The sequence below is a fragment of the Streptomyces sp. NPDC103540 genome, from assembly GCF_055584445.1.
On record NZ_JBVJMA010000007.1, the window covers coordinates 333,837 to 348,586 of the forward strand.

Sequence of the window (14,750 nt, forward strand, 5' to 3'; positions counted from 1 at the left end):
CGGGATGCTGCGGACGACACGGGAGGCGCGGCGCGGAGGGGGACGTCATGGCGGGGATCGGGGCCGTGGGCGGGTTCGGGTTCGGCTTCGGGTTCGGGGCGGGGCCCGGATCCGGATCGATTGCCGGGGCGGGATCGGCTGCCGGGGCGTGGGCCGGGGCCGCGGGCGGGATCGGGGTGGGTCCGTACCGGGAGCTGGTCTTCGACGCGCACGGGGACGTGGATCCGACGACGCGGGAGGCGGTGGCCCGGATCGAGGCCACGGACCTGCTGGTCTTCGCCCACGGGTGGAACAGCGACCGCGCGACCTCGATCCGCCTGTTCGACCGGTTCTTCGCCCCGTTCCCCGGACTGGTGGGAACGGGGGTACGGCTCGGATACGTGGGGGTGGTGTGGCCCTCGATCCGGTTCTCCGACGAGCCCATACCCGACTTCGACCCGCCCGGCGCCCTGGCCGATCCGGGGTACGGGACGGCCCTGGACCCGGGCACGCGCCGGGCCCTCGGGGAGTTCTGGCCGGGGCGGGAGGCGCAGCTGGACCGGGTCGCCGAACTGTTGGAGGAGCGGCCGGAGTCGGAGGCGGCGCTCGTGGAGTTCGGGGCGCTGGTACGGGAGCTGGCCGGGGTGGACGGGGCCGCGACGGCCGCCGCGGCGGAGGTGCCGGCCCTGTTCGCGCTGGACGTGCTCACGGTGTGCCGGGACCTCGCGCGGGCCCTGTCCGAGGCGGGCGCCGGGGGTGGCGGCGGGGGCGAAGAGGACGCAGGGGCCGGGGGCGAGGTGGGCGCCCGCGAGGGAGCCGGCGGCGCGGGCGCAGGGTACGCGCTCGGCGGCGGGCTGCGGGCCCTGTGGGGCGGGGCCAAGGAGCTGCTGCGCCAGGCCTCGTACTACGAGATGAAGAAGCGGGCCGGGGTGGTCGGGGAGCGGGGGCTCGGACCGCTCCTGACCGACCTGGCCCGCCGCCGGCCCGCCCTGCGGGTGCACCTGATCGGCCACAGTTTCGGGGCCCGCCTGGTCTCCTTCTCCCTGCGCGCGGCCCCGGACGGCTCCCGCCACCTCGGCTCCCTGACCCTGCTCCAGGGCGCCTTCTCGCACTACGCCTTCAGCGGCCGGCTGCCCCACGACACGCGGCGCGGCGGGGCCCTGGCGGGGCTCCAGCGCAGGGTGACCGGACCGGTGGTGGCCTGCCATTCCCCCCACGACTCCGCGCTGCGGCTCTTCTATCCGATGGCCTCCCGGATGGCGGGGGATTCGGCCGGACTGCTCGGTTTCGACGCGCGGTGGGGCGCGATCGGGCACGACGGGGTCCGGGACGTGCCGGGCGCGCCGCGGCTGACCCTCGACGCCGCCCTGCGCGGGGGGTTGCCGCCGACCGGTTGCGTCAGTGTGGACGCGGGCTCGGTGGTGCGGCGGGGCGGCGCCCCGTCGGGGGCGCACAGCGACATCTGCCACGAGGAGCTGGCCCGGATCGTGGTGGCGGCGGGGCGCATGGGGCGCTGACTTCCGGCCATGTGCCACCCGCACGCCTCGACCGCCCCCGCATGCGCCCACATCCGACAGGGCATGTTGGGCACGTCGGGGAGGGCTGCTTCGTTCGACGGGGTAGCGCGGACTCAGGTGTGGGGCAGGGGCACGGCGGAGGTGAAGGTGCGATGGCGGGTTTTCGGAGTCTGGCCTATCAGGTGCGCGACGCGCGCAACGACCGGGCCCTGCGGCGCCATTCGCTGCGCCGCTGCCTGGAACGGTTCGCCCCGTACGGGCACAGGGCCACCTGGTGGCACCTGTGCGACCGGCACGGGATCGCCCCCGAGGACCGGGGCGCCGATCCGCTCAGGCTGGTCGCGGCGTTGGAGGAGTTGGAGGACGCCCGAGCGGTCTGGTTGGAGTACGAGAGGCAGTTCGCGGCCCGGCGCAGACGGGAGAAGCACGACGGCGTGCGCAGGCCGGAGTGGGCGTGGGGCGGCAGCGGGGACGCGGTGGTGCGGTGCGCGGATCCCGGGGTGCGGCCGGAGGGGACGTTGGGCGAGGTGCTGCGGCGGCTGGTGAGGGCGCTGGAGTCGGAGCCGGGGACGGCGTGCCCGGTGTGCGGGGAGCGGGAGCTGAGCTGGCCGAGCGCCCTGTCGGGGCCCGGATCGTGGGCCGGGGCGTGGGCGTGGGACGGGCCGGTGTGCGGGGGGTGCGGGATCGTGGTGCCCAGACCGGCGCTGGCGGACGCGCCGGCGGTGCACAGGGCGTCGGCGGGCGCGGCGTGAGCGCCCGGGCGGGAGGCGTCGGGGGATACGGCGCGGGGCTCGGAGGCTTCGGGGGCCTTCCCCGGGGCGGGTCGTCGCTCCAGGTGGTGCTGAACGGCGAGCGCGGCGGCGCCGACGGGCCGGCGGTACCGATGTCGCCGCGGGACCTGGCGCGGTCGGCGTCGGCCGCGGTCGCCGCCGGGGCCGGGGAGGTGCTGGTGCACCCCAGGACCCCGTGCGGCCGGGTGAGCCTGTCGGCCCGTGTGGTGGGGCCGCTGTTGGCGGAGTTGCGCGACGCGGGGGTGCGCGTACCTCTGTCGGTTCCGACGGACGCCGACGGGGAGCCGGATCCCGGGGTGCGGATCGAGCGGGTGCGGTCGTGGACGGTGCTGCCGCAGCGGGCGACCGTACGGTTCGGCGAGCCGGGGGCCCGGGACGTGGCGGGCGCGCTGCTGGAGCGCGGGATCGCGGTGGACGCGGTGGTGCCGCTGGGCGGCGGGGCGGGCCCGGAGCCGTTGGCCCGCTTCCTGGAGTGGGCCGCGCCCGACCGGGGGCCGGTCCGGCTGGTGGCGCAACCGGCCGACGCGGCGGCGTTGGCCGGGTTGTGCGGGCTGCCGCCGGTGCGGATCATGCTGTTCGGCCGGGAGGCCGCCGCCTGGACCGTGCTGCGGTCGGCCGCGCGGTGCGGGGCGGACGCGCGGATCGGTGTGGGTGACGTGCTGCGCCTGCCGGACGGGACGCCCGCCCGCTCCAACGCCGAGCTGGTCGCGGCGGCCCGCGAGGAGATGGCCCGCGCGGGCGGCGCCGCGGGGGTCCCCTCCCCCGCGACCGGGACCCCGATCACGCACGCGACCGGGGCCACGACCGCGACCACGCCTACGACGACAGCCGGGAGCCGGTGATCCGTTCGCCGAAGACGTCGTCCGGGTTGGACAGGGCGCAGTTCTCCAGGGAGAGGCAGCCGCAGCCGATGCAGTCCGTCAGGTGGTCGCGCAGCCGCCCGAGTTGATTGATGCGCTGGTCCAGCTCGGCACGCCAGTTCTCGGACAGGCGCGCCCAGTCCTCCTTCGTGGGGGTGCGCTCCTCCGGGAGTTGGGAGAGCGCGTCCCTGATGCTGGAGAGCGGAATGCCCACGCGCTGCGCCGCCCGCACGAAGGCGACCCGGCGCAGCGCGTCACGGGTGTAGCGCCGCTGGTTTCCGGAGGTGCGGCGGCTGCTGATGAGGCCCTTGGTCTCGTAGAAGTGGAGCGCCGAGACGGCCGCTCCGCTGCGGGCGGACAGCTGGCCGACGGTGAGTTCATGGACTTTTTCGGGAATCTGCGGCACGCCACCGAGCGTAGCCGGGCGTCCGTTGACATACACATACGGCCCCAGCATGCTGAGCAAGCGCTTATTCATCCAGCTGTGGAAGACAGGGGCAGGGCATGGCCGAACCGAGGATCTTCACCTCCGCCGAGGAACTGCGCGCCGGGGTCGGCGAACCGCTGGGCCCGAGCGGGTGGTTGGAGGTGGACCAGAAGCGGATCGACCTCTTCGCGGACGCGACCGGGGACCACCAGTGGATCCACGTGGACCCGGAGCGCGCGGCCGACGGCCCCTTCGGCTCCACCATCGCGCACGGCTACCTGACGCTGTCGCTGCTGCCGAGCCTGGTGCCGCAGGTCATGCGGGTCGAGGGCATGCGGATGGGCATCAACTACGGGACGGACAAGGTCCGTTTCCCGGCCCCGGTGCCGGTCGGCTCGCGCCTGCGGGCCACGGCCGTGATCACGGCGGTCACCGAGGCGGGCGGCGGGGTGCAGGTCGCGGCGACCGTGACGGTCGAGCGCGAGGGCGGCGAGAAGCCGGTCTGCGTGGCGGAATCGGTGTCGCGGTACTACTTCTGAGTCCGGGCGCCCACCATGCGCAGCACGAGGTCGGCGTAGAGCCCGCCGACCTCGTCCGGCGTACGGGGACCCTCGGCGCTGAACCAGCGGGCCACGTCGATGCACAGGGACAACACGGCGAGGGTGGTGCCGGGCACGTCGGGGACGTCGAACTCGCCGGCCCGCACGCCGTCGGAGAGGATCCGGCGCACGGCGGCGTCGCTCTGCCGGCGCAGCGCGACGATCTCGGTGCGGTGCTCGGGGGCGAGGGCGTCGAGCTCGTACTGGACCACGCGCGCGGTGGTGTGGTGGGCGGCGTGCCAGCGGACGAAGGACCGCACGGCCTCGTCGAGCCGATCGGCGGGGCTCCCCGCCCCGTCGGCAGCGGTCTCCAGGATCTCCAGGGCCTTGTCGTGCCCGATGCGGCTGATCCGGTGGAGGAGCTCTTCCTTGGTCTTGTAGTGGATGTAGAGGGCGGCCGGGCTCATGCCCGCGCGGCCGGCGATGTCGCGCGTGGTGGTCGCGTGGTAGCCGCGCTCCGCGAAGGCCTCGACCGCGGCGACGAGCAGCCGCCGCGCGGCGTCGGGGGTGACCTCCGACCACGGCCGGTAGCCGCCGGTCTCCGCCGCGCTCTCCATCGCTCGCCCACCCTCTTCGCCGTACAGGAAGCCCCGCGAGGCCGGGCGGACCCGCGGGAAAGGAACACCCTACCCGAAGGTGAGCAAGCGCTTAGGACTCGCGGGCGGGCGGCTGCTTGCGGGTCGCCGAGTAGGGGTCGTACTCCGTCATCAGCTTCTCCATCCGCGCCTGGTCGACCCGGGAGACGATCTGCGTGACCTCCTGGCGGTCGCGGATGACCTTGGCCAGGGTGAAGGCGGAGGTGGTCAGGTAGAGGACGGCGATGCCGAGGAAGGCCCGCACCCAGGCGTCGGCGTCCAGGTTGAAGATCCCCAGGGACACCGCGCCGAGGGCGATGCCGAAGGAGGCGACGGCCTGGCCGTAGTACGCCCCCGTGTTCTGCTGCTTGACCGGTGTCTCGTTCATGGCCCCAGGATCGGCGCGCGGCGCCCCGCGCACATGGGCGCGCGTACTCACCCCGGTACTCAGCCGCCCGGCGCGCCGCACCCGGTCGGATACTCGCGGCGGATGCGCTCAGAAGGCGGAGACCCCCGTGAGGGCGCGCCCGATCAGCAGCTTCTGGATCTGGCTGGTGCCCTCGTAGAGGGTCATCACGCGGGCGTCGCGCAGCAGCTTGCCGGCCGGGTACTCGTCGACGTAGCCGTATCCGCCGTGCACCTGGAGGGCGTTGCCCGCGGCGCGCACGGCGGCCTCGGAGGCGAAGAGCTTGGCCGTGGAGGCCTCGGTGGCGAAGGGCCGGCCGCGGTCGACGAGGTCGGCGACGCGCCAAGTCAGCAGGCGGGCGGCGTCCACGTCGACGGCGATGTCCGCGATCAGCTCCTGGACCAGCTGGTGGTGGGCGATCGGCTTGCCGAACTGCTCGCGCCGCGCGGCGTACGCGACCGCCGCCTCCAGCGCCGCCTGCGCGATGCCGACGCACCCGGCCGCCACCGACATCCGCCCCTTGGCCAGGGCCGACATCGCGACGGAGAAGCCCTTGCCCTCCGGTCCGAGCATCGCCGAGGCGGGGACGCGGACGGCGTCGAGGACGAGTTCGGCGGTGGCCTGCCCGCGCAGGCCGAGCTTGCCGCGGACCTCCCGGCGGGTGAGGCCCGGGCTGTCGGCGGGGACGAGGAAGGCGGAGATCCCCCGGTGGCCGGGGGTGTCGTTCGTGCGGGCGAAGAGGAGCACGACGTCGGCCCAGGTGCCGTTGGTGATGAACATCTTGCTGCCGCTGATGACGTAGGCGTCCTTTTCGCGCACGGCGCGGGTGGTGAGGGAGGCCGCGTCGGATCCGGTGCCGGGCTCGGTCAGGCCGAAGCAGCCGAGGGCCTCGCCGGAGCACAGCCGGGGCAGCCAGGCGCGCTTCTGGTCCTCGCTCCCCCACGCGGCCAGCGTCTTGGCGACCAGACCGAGGGAGACGGAGACGATGCCGCGCACGGAGGAGTCGCCGCGGCCCAGTTCCTCCGTGACCAGGACGTAGGACAGGTGGTCGCCGCCCGAGCCGCCGTACTCCTCGGGGACGGTGAGACCGAGGAAGCCGAGGTCGCCGAGCTTCTTCACGATCGACCGGTCGACGCTTTCGGCGCGGTCCCACTCGGCGGCGTACGGGGCGATCTCGCGGTCACTGAAGGCGCGGGCGAGCCGGCGGACGGCCTCCTGCTCCTCGCTGAGCTCCAGGTTCACGGGTCCCTCCGGGGCGCGGAACCGGCACTTTAACTAGCACCGGTAGTTTATGGCGGCAGGCCTACTATGTGGCGCATGGCCAGACCGCGCAAGCCCCTCCTCAGCAGAGACCGCATCGTCGAGGCGGCGGGCGCCCTGGTGGACGGGGAAGGGCTGGAGGCCGTGTCGACGCGGCGGCTGGCGGCCGCGCTCGGGGTCAGCGGGCCCTCGCTGTACAACCACTTCCGGACGAAGGACGCGATCCTGGAGGCGGTGGCGGACGCCGTGAGCGCGCGGGTCGACCTGTCGATGTTCGAGGCCGGGGACGGCCGGAACTGGCGCGAGGCGCTGCACGACTGGGCGCACTCCTACCGGGCCGCGCTGTCGGACCACCCGAACATCGTCCCCGTGTTGGCGCGCGGTCCGGGGCGCCGCCCGGCCGGACTGCGCGTGGCCGACGCGGTGTTCGGGGCGATGACGGAGGCCGGCTGGCCGCCGGGGCACGCGACGCGGATCGGCGCGCTGATGCGGTACTTCATCCTGGGCTCGGCGGTGGGTTCCTTCGCCGAGGGGTTCGTCGACGACGAGAGCGCCTACGACCCTGCGGACTACCCCCACCTGGGGCAGGCCCACCTGCTGGCGGAGCGTCGGCGCGAGGTGGACGAGGGGGCCTTCGAGACGGGCCTGACGGCCCTGCTGGACGGCCTCGCCCTCCAGTTCGCCGCCCTGCCCGGGGAGCGGACGCAGGAGTAGGTGCGGGGCGGGCCCGACGGGCGCGCGGAGCCGGGGACGGGGACGGGCACGCCGGAGGGGCGCACGGGTCGGGCGCCGACCGGGGTGGGTCCGGCCGACGTCCGTCCGTGCGCCCGTACGCCCGTACGGCGGTCCCGTACGGCGGTCCCGTACGGCGGTCCTCCCGTACGGCGGTCCGCGCGGGGGCGGGGTCGGCGCGTCAGAAGACGATCAGGGACCGGCCGCCCTTGCCGGCGAGCATGGCGTCGAAGGCCGCCGGGATGCCGTCGAGGGTGATGCGGTCCGTGACCATCGAGCCGAGGTCGAGCCGGCCCGCGCGGACGTGTTCGGCGATGACCGGCAGGTCGCGGGCCGGATCGCTGTTGCCGTAGACGCAGCCGGTGAGGGTGCGCGCGAAGTGGAAGATCTCCAGCGCGTGGAAGGAGACCCGCTCGTCCTTGCCGCCGATGCCGACGACCGTGGTGCGCCCGCCCCGTCGGGTGGACTCCCAGGCCCCGCGGATGGTTTCCGCGCGGCCGACGCATTCGACGGCCACGTCGACGCCCGCTCCGGCGGTCAGCGCCCGGATCCGCCGGGGCGTGGCGTCGGAGGCGAGCACGAAGTCGGTGGCCCCGGCCGCGCGGGCCAGCTCCTCCTTGGCCGGGGAGACGTCCACGGCGACGATCGGCCCCGCCTGCGCGACCCGGGCGGCCTGGAGCGCGGCCAGGCCGACCCCGCCGACGCCGAACACGGCCACCGATTCCCCGGGGCGGACCTGCGCGCTGTGGTGGACGGCCCCGTACCCGGTGAGGACGGCGCAGCCGAGGAGCGCGGCCTCGACCGGCGGGATCCCGGCGGGCGCGGGCAGCACGCAGTTCGCCGCGACGACGGTCTCCTCGGCGAAGGCGGCCACGTTGAGCCCGGGGTGCAGCGGGGTCCCCTCGGCGTCGTGCGCGTGGACGGCGCCGACGCCCGTCAGGGCCTCGGCGCACAGCCAGACCTCGCCCATCAGGCAGTGCGGGCACGCCCCGCAGGAGGGCGCCCAGTTGAGCACGACGGCGTCACCCGGGGCGACGTGCGTGACGCCCTCGCCGACCGAGAGGACCGTGCCCGCGCCCTCGTGGCCGAGGACGGCGGGAACGGGCACCCGCATGGTGCCGTTGGTGAGGGAGAGGTCGGAGTGGCAGACGCCGGCTGCGGCGAGCCGCACCCGGACCTGGCCGGGGCCGGGCTCGGGAAGCACGATCTCCCTGATCTCCAGCGGGGCTCCGACTGCGGGCAGGATGGCGGCGCGGACCATGGTCGTCGTCTCCGTGTCTTCGGTGCCGGGCGGGGCGGGGCCCGGCGGACGGTGGGGTGGTGGGGCGGAACCGCGCGGGCGGGTCAGAACTGCAGGGACTTGGTCTGGAGGTACTCCCCCAGGCCGTGCGGGCCCAGCTCGCGACCCACGCCCGACTGCTTGTAGCCGCCGAAGGGTGCGAGCACGTTGAAGCGGCCGCCGTTGATGTCCACCTGGCCGGTGTCCATGCGGCGGGCGAAGGCCACCGCGCTCTCCTCGTCCGCCGCCCAGACCGCTCCGCCCAGGCCGTAGACGGTGCCGTTGGCGATGCGCAGGGCGTCGTCCTCGTCCTCGTACGGGAGGATCGCCAGCACCGGGCCGAAGATCTCCTCCTGCGCGATGGTCATGTCGGGGGTGACGTCGGCGAAGACGGTCGGCGCGACGAAGTAGCCGCGCTCCCGGGGGGCTTCGGGGCCGCCCGCGACCAGGCGCGCGCCTTCCGCGACGCCGCGCTCGATGTACGCACGCACCCGGTCGCGCTGGCCGGCGTTGACGACCGGGCCCAGGCGCGTGCCGGGGTCGAGGGGGTCGCCGAGGGAGTACTTGGCGACGGCGGTGGCCGCCAGGGCCACGGCCTCCTCGTACTGCTCGCGGTGGACGAGCATGCGGGTGAGCGCGTTGCAGCTCTGGCCGGAGTTGTTCATGACGTGGCCGACACCCACCGCGACGGCCCTGGCCAGGTCGGCGCCGGGCAGGATGACGTTCGCCGACTTGCCGCCCAGTTCGAGGGCGACGCGCTTGACGGCGGCGCCGGCGATGGCACCGATCTTCCGGCCGACGGCGGTCGAGCCGGTGAAGGAGACGAGGTCGACCCCCTCGTGTTCGGCCAGGGCCTGGCCGGCGACCGGGCCGCTGCCGGTCACGAGGTTGAAGACCCCCGCCGGGACGCCCGCCTCGTGCACGGCTTCGGCGAAGAGCCGTGCGGTCAGCGGGGTGTCCTCGGCGGGCTTGAGGACGACGGTGCAGCCGGCGACGAGTGCGGGCGCCACCTTGGCAACGACCTGGTGCAGGGGATAGTTCCAGGGGGTGATCGCCCCGACGACGCCGACCGGCTCCAGCAGCACCGTGGAGTTCCCGAGGCGCTCCTCGAAGGCGTACGAGGCCCCCAGTTCGGCGTAGGAGGCGGCCACCGCGATCGGCGAGCCGACGTGCACGGCGTCGGCGAAGCCGAGCGGCGAGCCGAGTTCGGCGGTGACGGTCTCGGCGATCTCGGCCCGGCGGGCGGCGAGCCTGTCGCGCACCGCCCCGACCAGGGCGGCCCGGTCCGCCGGAGGCGTGGCGGCCCAGGCGGGGAGGGCCGCGCGGGCGGCGCGTACGGCGGCGTCCACGTCCTCGGGGGTGCCCGCCGGGACCGAGGCCACGACCTGTTCGTCGGCCGGGTTGACGACCTCGATCCGGTCGTTTCCGGCGGCGGGGCGCCATTCCCCGCCGATGTACATCCCGTCGTGTGCCTTCATGGCATTCCTCCCGAGCACGCACGAGCGCGTTGATGACGTGGCCAACACCCTACAAACTAGCGTCGGTAGTTTTTTGCGCGCCAGGGGGTCGTCGATTCAGACGATGCCGAAAAGCATCCCCGCCCCGAGGACCACCAGAGAGGTGAGGGCCGCCCATTTCACGGTGAAGCGGGTGTGGTCGCCGAACTCGACCCTGGCCATGCCGACGAGTACGTAGACGGCCGGAACCAGCGGGCTCGACATGTGCAGGGCCTGACCGACGAGGGAGGCGCGGGCGATCTCCAGCGGGGACACGCCGTGGGCCGCGCCCGCCTCGGCGAGGACGGGCAGCACGCCGAAGTAGAAGCCGTCGTTGGACATGAAGTAGGTCAGGGGCAGGCTCAGGAGGCCGGTCACCAGGGCCATGTGCGGGCCCATGCCCTCGGGGATGGCGCCGACCAGCCAGTCGGCCATGCTCTTGACCATGCCGGTGCCGGAGAGGACGCCGGTGAAGACGGCCGCCGCGAAGACCATGCCCGCGACGTTCAGGACGTTGTCCGCGTGGGCGGCGATGCGGGCCTTCTGGTCGGGCATGTGCGGGAAGTTCACGGTGAGGGCGAGGGCCGCGCCCAGCAGGAACAGCACCGGGATCGGGAGCAGCTCCATGATCATCGCGGTGAGGAGGGCGACCGTGAGGCCCGCGTTGAACCAGTAGAGGCGGGGGCGCAGGGTGGGCCGGTGCGGGTCCAGGCCCTGGAAGCCGTCGCCGTCGTCGCCCTCCCGGTCGCCCGCGGGGGTCGCGGGGGTCGCGGCGCCGGAGGCGAGCGCTCCGCCGGCCGGAGCCGGGGCCGGGTCGACGCCGTCGCCCGCACCCGTGGCCTTGGCCGTGCCCTTGGCCTTGCCGGCGCCGGTCGTGACGAGGGCCTCCTCGGCGATCCCCTCGCCGATCCCCTCGGCGATTCCTTCGCCGGGGATCGCCAGCGCCCCCACGCGGCGGCGTTCGCGGACGCCCAGCACGTAGGCGAGGACGAAGACGAACAGCAGGCCGACGGCGAGGGCCGGGATCATCGGGACGAAGATGTCGCCGGCGTCCAGCTTGAGCGCGGTGGCGGCGCGGGCCGTGGGGCCGCCCCAGGGCAGGGTGTTCATGACGCCGTTGGCGGTGGCCGCGACGCCCGTCATGACGACCAGGCTCAGGCCGAGGCGCTTGTAGAGCGGGTACATCGCCGAGACGGTGATCATGAAGGTGGTCGAACCGTCCCCGTCGAGGGAGACGATCGCCGCGAGGACCGCCGTACCGACGACGACCCGCATCGGGTCGGCCTTGCAGAAGCGCAGGATGCCCCGGACGATCGGGTCGAACACGCCGACGTCGATCATCACGCCGAAGTAGACGATGGCGAACATCAGCATGGCGGCGGTCGGGGCCAGTTTGCCGACGCCGTCGATGACGTAGTCCCCCAGGTGCGCGCCCTTTCCGGCGAACACGCAGAAGAGCGCGGGGATGAGGACGAGCGCCGCGATGGGCGACATTTTCTTCAGCATGATCAGGACCAGGAAGGTCGCGATCATGGCGAAGCCGAGGAAGGTCAGCATGCAGGGAACGTAGGTGTCGCCTCCGGCCCCCAACAAGACGTCCACGCGTGAGCAATACGAGCAAAAACCCAGCTCAGGGCAGGGGTGCGAGGGTGACGGGGAAACCGTTGAGCACGGCGGTGCCGGAGAGCCGGTCGAGCCGGCTGCCGTCGAGGAGCTGGTTCACGTTGACCCCTGGCACGGCGCCGGCCACCGTGAGGCGGGTGCCCTCCCGGTCATGGCCCCAGCCGTGCGGCAGGCTCACCACCCCGGGGCGGACGGCCTCGGTGACCTCCACCGGCACGTCGAGGCTGCCGCCGTCGGAGGTGATCCGCGCCCGTCCGCCGTCGGCGAGGCCGAGCCGGTCCGCGTCCCGCGGGTGGACCTGGAGGGTGCACCGGTTGGAACCTCCGACCAGGGCCGGGACGTTGTGCATCCAGCTGTTGTTGGACCGCAGGTGGCGGCGGCCCACGAGCACCAGGGTGGCGGGGCGGTCGGTGATGGTCGCGGCCAGCGCCGGGAGTTCGGCCGCGATCGGGTCCGGGAGCAGCTCGATCCTGCCGCTGCGGGTCCTCAGCACGCCCGGGAGCCGGGGCCGCAGCGGCCCGAGGTCGATCCCGTGGGGGTGGGCGAGGAGCCGTTCCAGGTTCAGCCCGTGCGGCGCCGGGTCCTCCGCGCCTCGCGCCCCTTCGGGGCGGTGGGGGGCGTCGGGGTGGTCGGGGTTCGTGGCCGCGGGCGCGCCGAACAGGTCCCCGTAGGGCCCGAGTCGGAGCATGAGGTCGAGTCGACGCTCCGGCCCGTTCTCGCCGGTGAGCAGCCCGGCGAGAACGGCCGGGTCCTCGCCGTGCAGCGGCGATCGGGGGTCCGAGGTCTCCCGGACCAGGGCGCCGCGAAGGGCCGACTCGTCGACGACGGACGGCTCGTCCTCGCCGTACCGGCCGGAGACGGCGAGGACGAGACGGGCGTGGATCTCGCATTCGTCGAGCCGGTCGGCTTCGAGGGGAACGGCGGCGCGGGTGTAGCGGACCTGGTTGCGGACGGCGAAGCCGTTGAGGGCGAAGTCGTGGTGAGCGCTGCGGGAAGGCGGGGGCGGGGGCAGTACGACGTGGGCGTGGCGGGAGGTCTCGTTGAGGTACGGGTCCACGCTGACCATGAAGTCGAGGCCGGCGAGGGCGGCGTCGAGCCGGCGGCCGTCGGGCGCCGAGAGGACCGGGTTGGCGGCGATGCAGACGAGGGCGCGCAGGCGACCCTCGCCCGGGGTGTCGATCTCCTCGGCCAGTGCGGCGAGGGGCAGTTCGCTCTTCGCCTCGGGGTGGCCGCCGACGCGGCTGTGCCAGCGGCCGAGCGCGAATCCCTTGCCGGGGCCGGCGGGACGGGGGCGCGGGCCGGTCGCGGACAGGGGGAAGAGCGCCCCGCCCGGCCGGTCGAGGTTGCCGGTGAGGATGTTCAGGACGTCGACGAGCCAACCGGCGAGTGTGCCGTGCTCGACGGTGCAGCTGCCGATCCGCCCGTAGACGGCGGCGGTGGGCGCCGCCGCCAGCGCGCGGGCGAGGCCGCGGATGTCGGCCGCCGGGAGGTCGCAGGCGGGGGCCACGGCCTCGGGTGTGAAACGGGCGAGGGCGGTGGTGAGTTCCCCGAGGCCCTCCAGGTGCTCGGCGAGCGCTCCGGGGGCCGCGAGCCGTTCCGTGAGCAGGGTGTGCGCGAGCGCGGCCAGGAGCAGGGCGTCGCTCCCGGGGCGCGGGGCGAGGTGCCGGTCGGCGAGGGCCGCGGTGCGCGTACGGCGCGGGTCGACGACGACGAGCGTGCCGCCGCGGGCCCGCAGGGCCTTGAGCCGCCCGGGGAAGTCGGGGGCGGTGCACAGGGAGCCGTTGGACTCGACCGGGTTGGCCCCGATGAGCAGCAGGAAGTCGGTGCGGTCGAGGTCGGGCACGGGGATGGCGAAGGGGTCGCCGAAGAGGAGCCCGCTGGAGACGTGTTTCGGCATCTGGTCGAGGGTGCTCGCCGTGAACAGGTTGCGGGTGCCGAGGGCGCCCAGGAGGAGCGGCGGGTAGAGGGCGCCGGCCATGGTGTGGACGTTCGGGTTGCCGAGGACCACGCCCACCGCGCCGGGTCCGTGCGCGCGCACGAGGGCGGGTACCGCCTCGGCGACGGCCGCGTACGCCTCCTCCCAGCCGGCCTCGCGGAGCCGGCCGGAGCGGCGGACGAGGGGGGTGCGGAGCCGGTCGGGGTCGGCGTCGAGGGCGCCGAAGGCGGCTCCCTTGGGGCAGATGAAGCCGCGGCTGAAGAGGTCCTCGCGATCTCCCCGGGCGCCCGTGACGGTGGCGCCGTCGATGGTGAGGGTGAGGCCGCAGGTGGCTTCGCAGAGGGGGCAGATGCGCGGGGCGGTGCGGGGCATGGACCCTCCTGGTGCGGCGGACGGCACGGCACGGGGGCCCGAGCATACCGACCAGTCGGGAGGATGGGGAGGGGTGTGCGCACCCTCGACCGGACGGAGACCGGACCGGCGGGGCCTGGGGGCGGGGCCGGCGGGGCTTGAGGTCGGGGCCGGCGGGGCGGTCGGGGCGCGTGGGGTGGTCGGGGCGCGGGCGGTCAGTCGAGGACGCGGGCCAGGTAGGCGTGCATCATCGCCCGGGTCTCCGCGACGAGGTCGGGGTCTCCGGCCGGGTCGTTGCGGAAGGCCAGCTGCACCAGGGCGTCGGTCGCCTCCACGCTGACCAGCACGGCCCGCGCCAGGACCGCGTCCGGGGTCAGGCCCAGGTGGGCGCAGAGCAGCTCGGTGAGGCGGGAGGCGACGAGGTGGTTGGGGTCGGAGGCCGGACCCTCCGCGGGCGGCGCGGGCACCCCGAAGTCGACCAGCGCGAAGCCGGGCACGCTGCGCTTCATCGCCAGGTACTCGTCCAGCACGGCGTCCACGACGGGCCGCCAGTGGGTGGCCGGCAGGAGGGAGAGCCGCCTCTCGATGCCGTCGGCGTAGCGGTCCAGGTTGCGGTGGGCCAGGGCGACGGCCATGGCCCGCTTGTTCCCGAAGAAGCGGTAGACCGAGCCGATGGGCACTCCGGCGCGTACGGCGACGGCCCGGGTGCTGAGGTTCTCGTAGCCGGTCTCGTCGAGGAGTTCGGCGCAGGCGTCGAGGATCCGGGCGAGGCGGTCGGCGCTGCGTTGCTGGACGGGGGTCCGGCGCAGGGGGTGGGCGGGAGGCACGGGGTACATCATGCCGCTCCTCGCGGTGGGGTCCGAGGGGCGCGGCCCGCGGATTCGGGGCCCGCGGGATCGGGGCACCCGGCCCGCCGGCG

14 protein-coding genes are annotated in these 14,750 nt (G+C 74.6%); 5 read left to right on the top strand and 9 right to left on the bottom strand.

The features are described from left to right. Window positions 1-47 precede the first annotated feature (47 nt). From ACZ6ZI_RS19450 to ACZ6ZI_RS19460, 3 genes are all read left to right on the top strand, one after another. Complete coding sequence (locus ACZ6ZI_RS19450) at window positions 48-1,496, top strand: serine-threonine protein kinase (protein WP_469522206.1); 1,449 nt, start codon at window positions 48-50, stop codon at window positions 1,494-1,496. A 152-nt stretch (window positions 1,497-1,648) separates the two neighbouring features. Beyond that, on the top strand, window positions 1,649-2,248 hold the full coding sequence (locus ACZ6ZI_RS19455) for a hypothetical protein (RefSeq protein WP_363056573.1): 600 nt from the start codon (window positions 1,649-1,651) through the stop codon (window positions 2,246-2,248). Between the two features lie 86 nt (window positions 2,249-2,334). Further along, on the top strand, window positions 2,335-3,129 hold the full coding sequence (locus tag ACZ6ZI_RS19460) for a 3-keto-5-aminohexanoate cleavage protein (protein ID WP_469522209.1): 795 nt from the start codon (window positions 2,335-2,337) through the stop codon (window positions 3,127-3,129). Here ACZ6ZI_RS19460 and soxR read toward each other — a convergent pair. After that, window positions 3,104-3,553 carry a redox-sensitive transcriptional activator SoxR gene (gene soxR / locus ACZ6ZI_RS19465; RefSeq protein ID WP_363056577.1) on the bottom strand — a complete coding sequence of 150 codons (450 nt, stop codon included), beginning with the start codon at window positions 3,551-3,553 and terminating at the stop codon, window positions 3,104-3,106. The genes ACZ6ZI_RS19460 and soxR overlap by 26 nt on opposite strands. Window positions 3,554-3,651: 98 nt before the next feature. On the opposite strand from soxR, the gene ACZ6ZI_RS19470 reads away from it, so the two are divergent. Next, window positions 3,652-4,113, top strand: a complete 462-nt coding sequence (locus ACZ6ZI_RS19470; RefSeq protein WP_363056579.1) for a MaoC family dehydratase — start codon at window positions 3,652-3,654, stop codon at window positions 4,111-4,113. Here ACZ6ZI_RS19470 and ACZ6ZI_RS19475 read toward each other — a convergent pair. The 3 genes from ACZ6ZI_RS19475 to ACZ6ZI_RS19485 form a co-directional block, all read right to left on the bottom strand. Beyond that, window positions 4,104-4,730, bottom strand: coding sequence for a TetR/AcrR family transcriptional regulator (locus ACZ6ZI_RS19475; protein ID WP_469522212.1), 627 nt, complete (start codon window positions 4,728-4,730; stop codon window positions 4,104-4,106). The two genes, ACZ6ZI_RS19470 and ACZ6ZI_RS19475, sit on opposite strands and share 10 nt — an antisense overlap. A gap of 91 nt (window positions 4,731-4,821) precedes the next feature. Further along, entirely contained in the window at window positions 4,822-5,136 is a 315-nt protein-coding gene (locus ACZ6ZI_RS19480; RefSeq protein ID WP_363056583.1) for a YiaA/YiaB family inner membrane protein, read from the bottom strand. A gap of 108 nt (window positions 5,137-5,244) precedes the next feature. Next, complete coding sequence (locus ACZ6ZI_RS19485; RefSeq protein ID WP_469522216.1) at window positions 5,245-6,396, bottom strand: acyl-CoA dehydrogenase family protein; 1,152 nt, start codon at window positions 6,394-6,396, stop codon at window positions 5,245-5,247. Between the two features lie 75 nt (window positions 6,397-6,471). On the opposite strand from ACZ6ZI_RS19485, the gene ACZ6ZI_RS19490 reads away from it, so the two are divergent. Continuing rightward, a complete protein-coding gene (locus tag ACZ6ZI_RS19490) occupies window positions 6,472-7,128 on the top strand; it encodes a TetR/AcrR family transcriptional regulator (RefSeq protein WP_469522218.1) in 657 nt (218 codons plus the stop codon). 199 nt (window positions 7,129-7,327) lie between these two features. On the opposite strand, the gene ACZ6ZI_RS19495 is transcribed toward ACZ6ZI_RS19490, so the two are convergent. The 5 genes from ACZ6ZI_RS19495 to ACZ6ZI_RS19515 all read right to left on the bottom strand — a co-directional run bounded on the left by ACZ6ZI_RS19495 (window position 7,328) and on the right by ACZ6ZI_RS19515 (window position 14,667). Beyond that, window positions 7,328-8,407: a Zn-dependent alcohol dehydrogenase gene (locus ACZ6ZI_RS19495; RefSeq protein ID WP_469522221.1), complete on the bottom strand. Its 1,080-nt coding sequence runs from the start codon at window positions 8,405-8,407 to the stop codon at window positions 7,328-7,330. 83 nt (window positions 8,408-8,490) lie between these two features. Continuing rightward, a complete protein-coding gene (locus tag ACZ6ZI_RS19500) occupies window positions 8,491-9,903 on the bottom strand; it encodes an aldehyde dehydrogenase family protein (protein ID WP_469522224.1) in 1,413 nt (470 codons plus the stop codon). A gap of 96 nt (window positions 9,904-9,999) precedes the next feature. Beyond that, entirely contained in the window at window positions 10,000-11,478 is a 1,479-nt protein-coding gene (locus ACZ6ZI_RS19505) for a CitMHS family transporter (protein ID WP_469522226.1), read from the bottom strand. A gap of 73 nt (window positions 11,479-11,551) precedes the next feature. After that, window positions 11,552-13,852 (bottom strand): molybdopterin oxidoreductase family protein, encoded by a 2,301-nt coding sequence (locus ACZ6ZI_RS19510; protein ID WP_469522228.1) that lies wholly within the window; start codon window positions 13,850-13,852, stop codon window positions 11,552-11,554. 194 nt (window positions 13,853-14,046) lie between these two features. Continuing rightward, window positions 14,047-14,667 carry a TetR/AcrR family transcriptional regulator gene (locus ACZ6ZI_RS19515; protein WP_469522443.1) on the bottom strand — a complete coding sequence of 207 codons (621 nt, stop codon included), beginning with the start codon at window positions 14,665-14,667 and terminating at the stop codon, window positions 14,047-14,049. Window positions 14,668-14,750 lie beyond the last annotated feature (83 nt).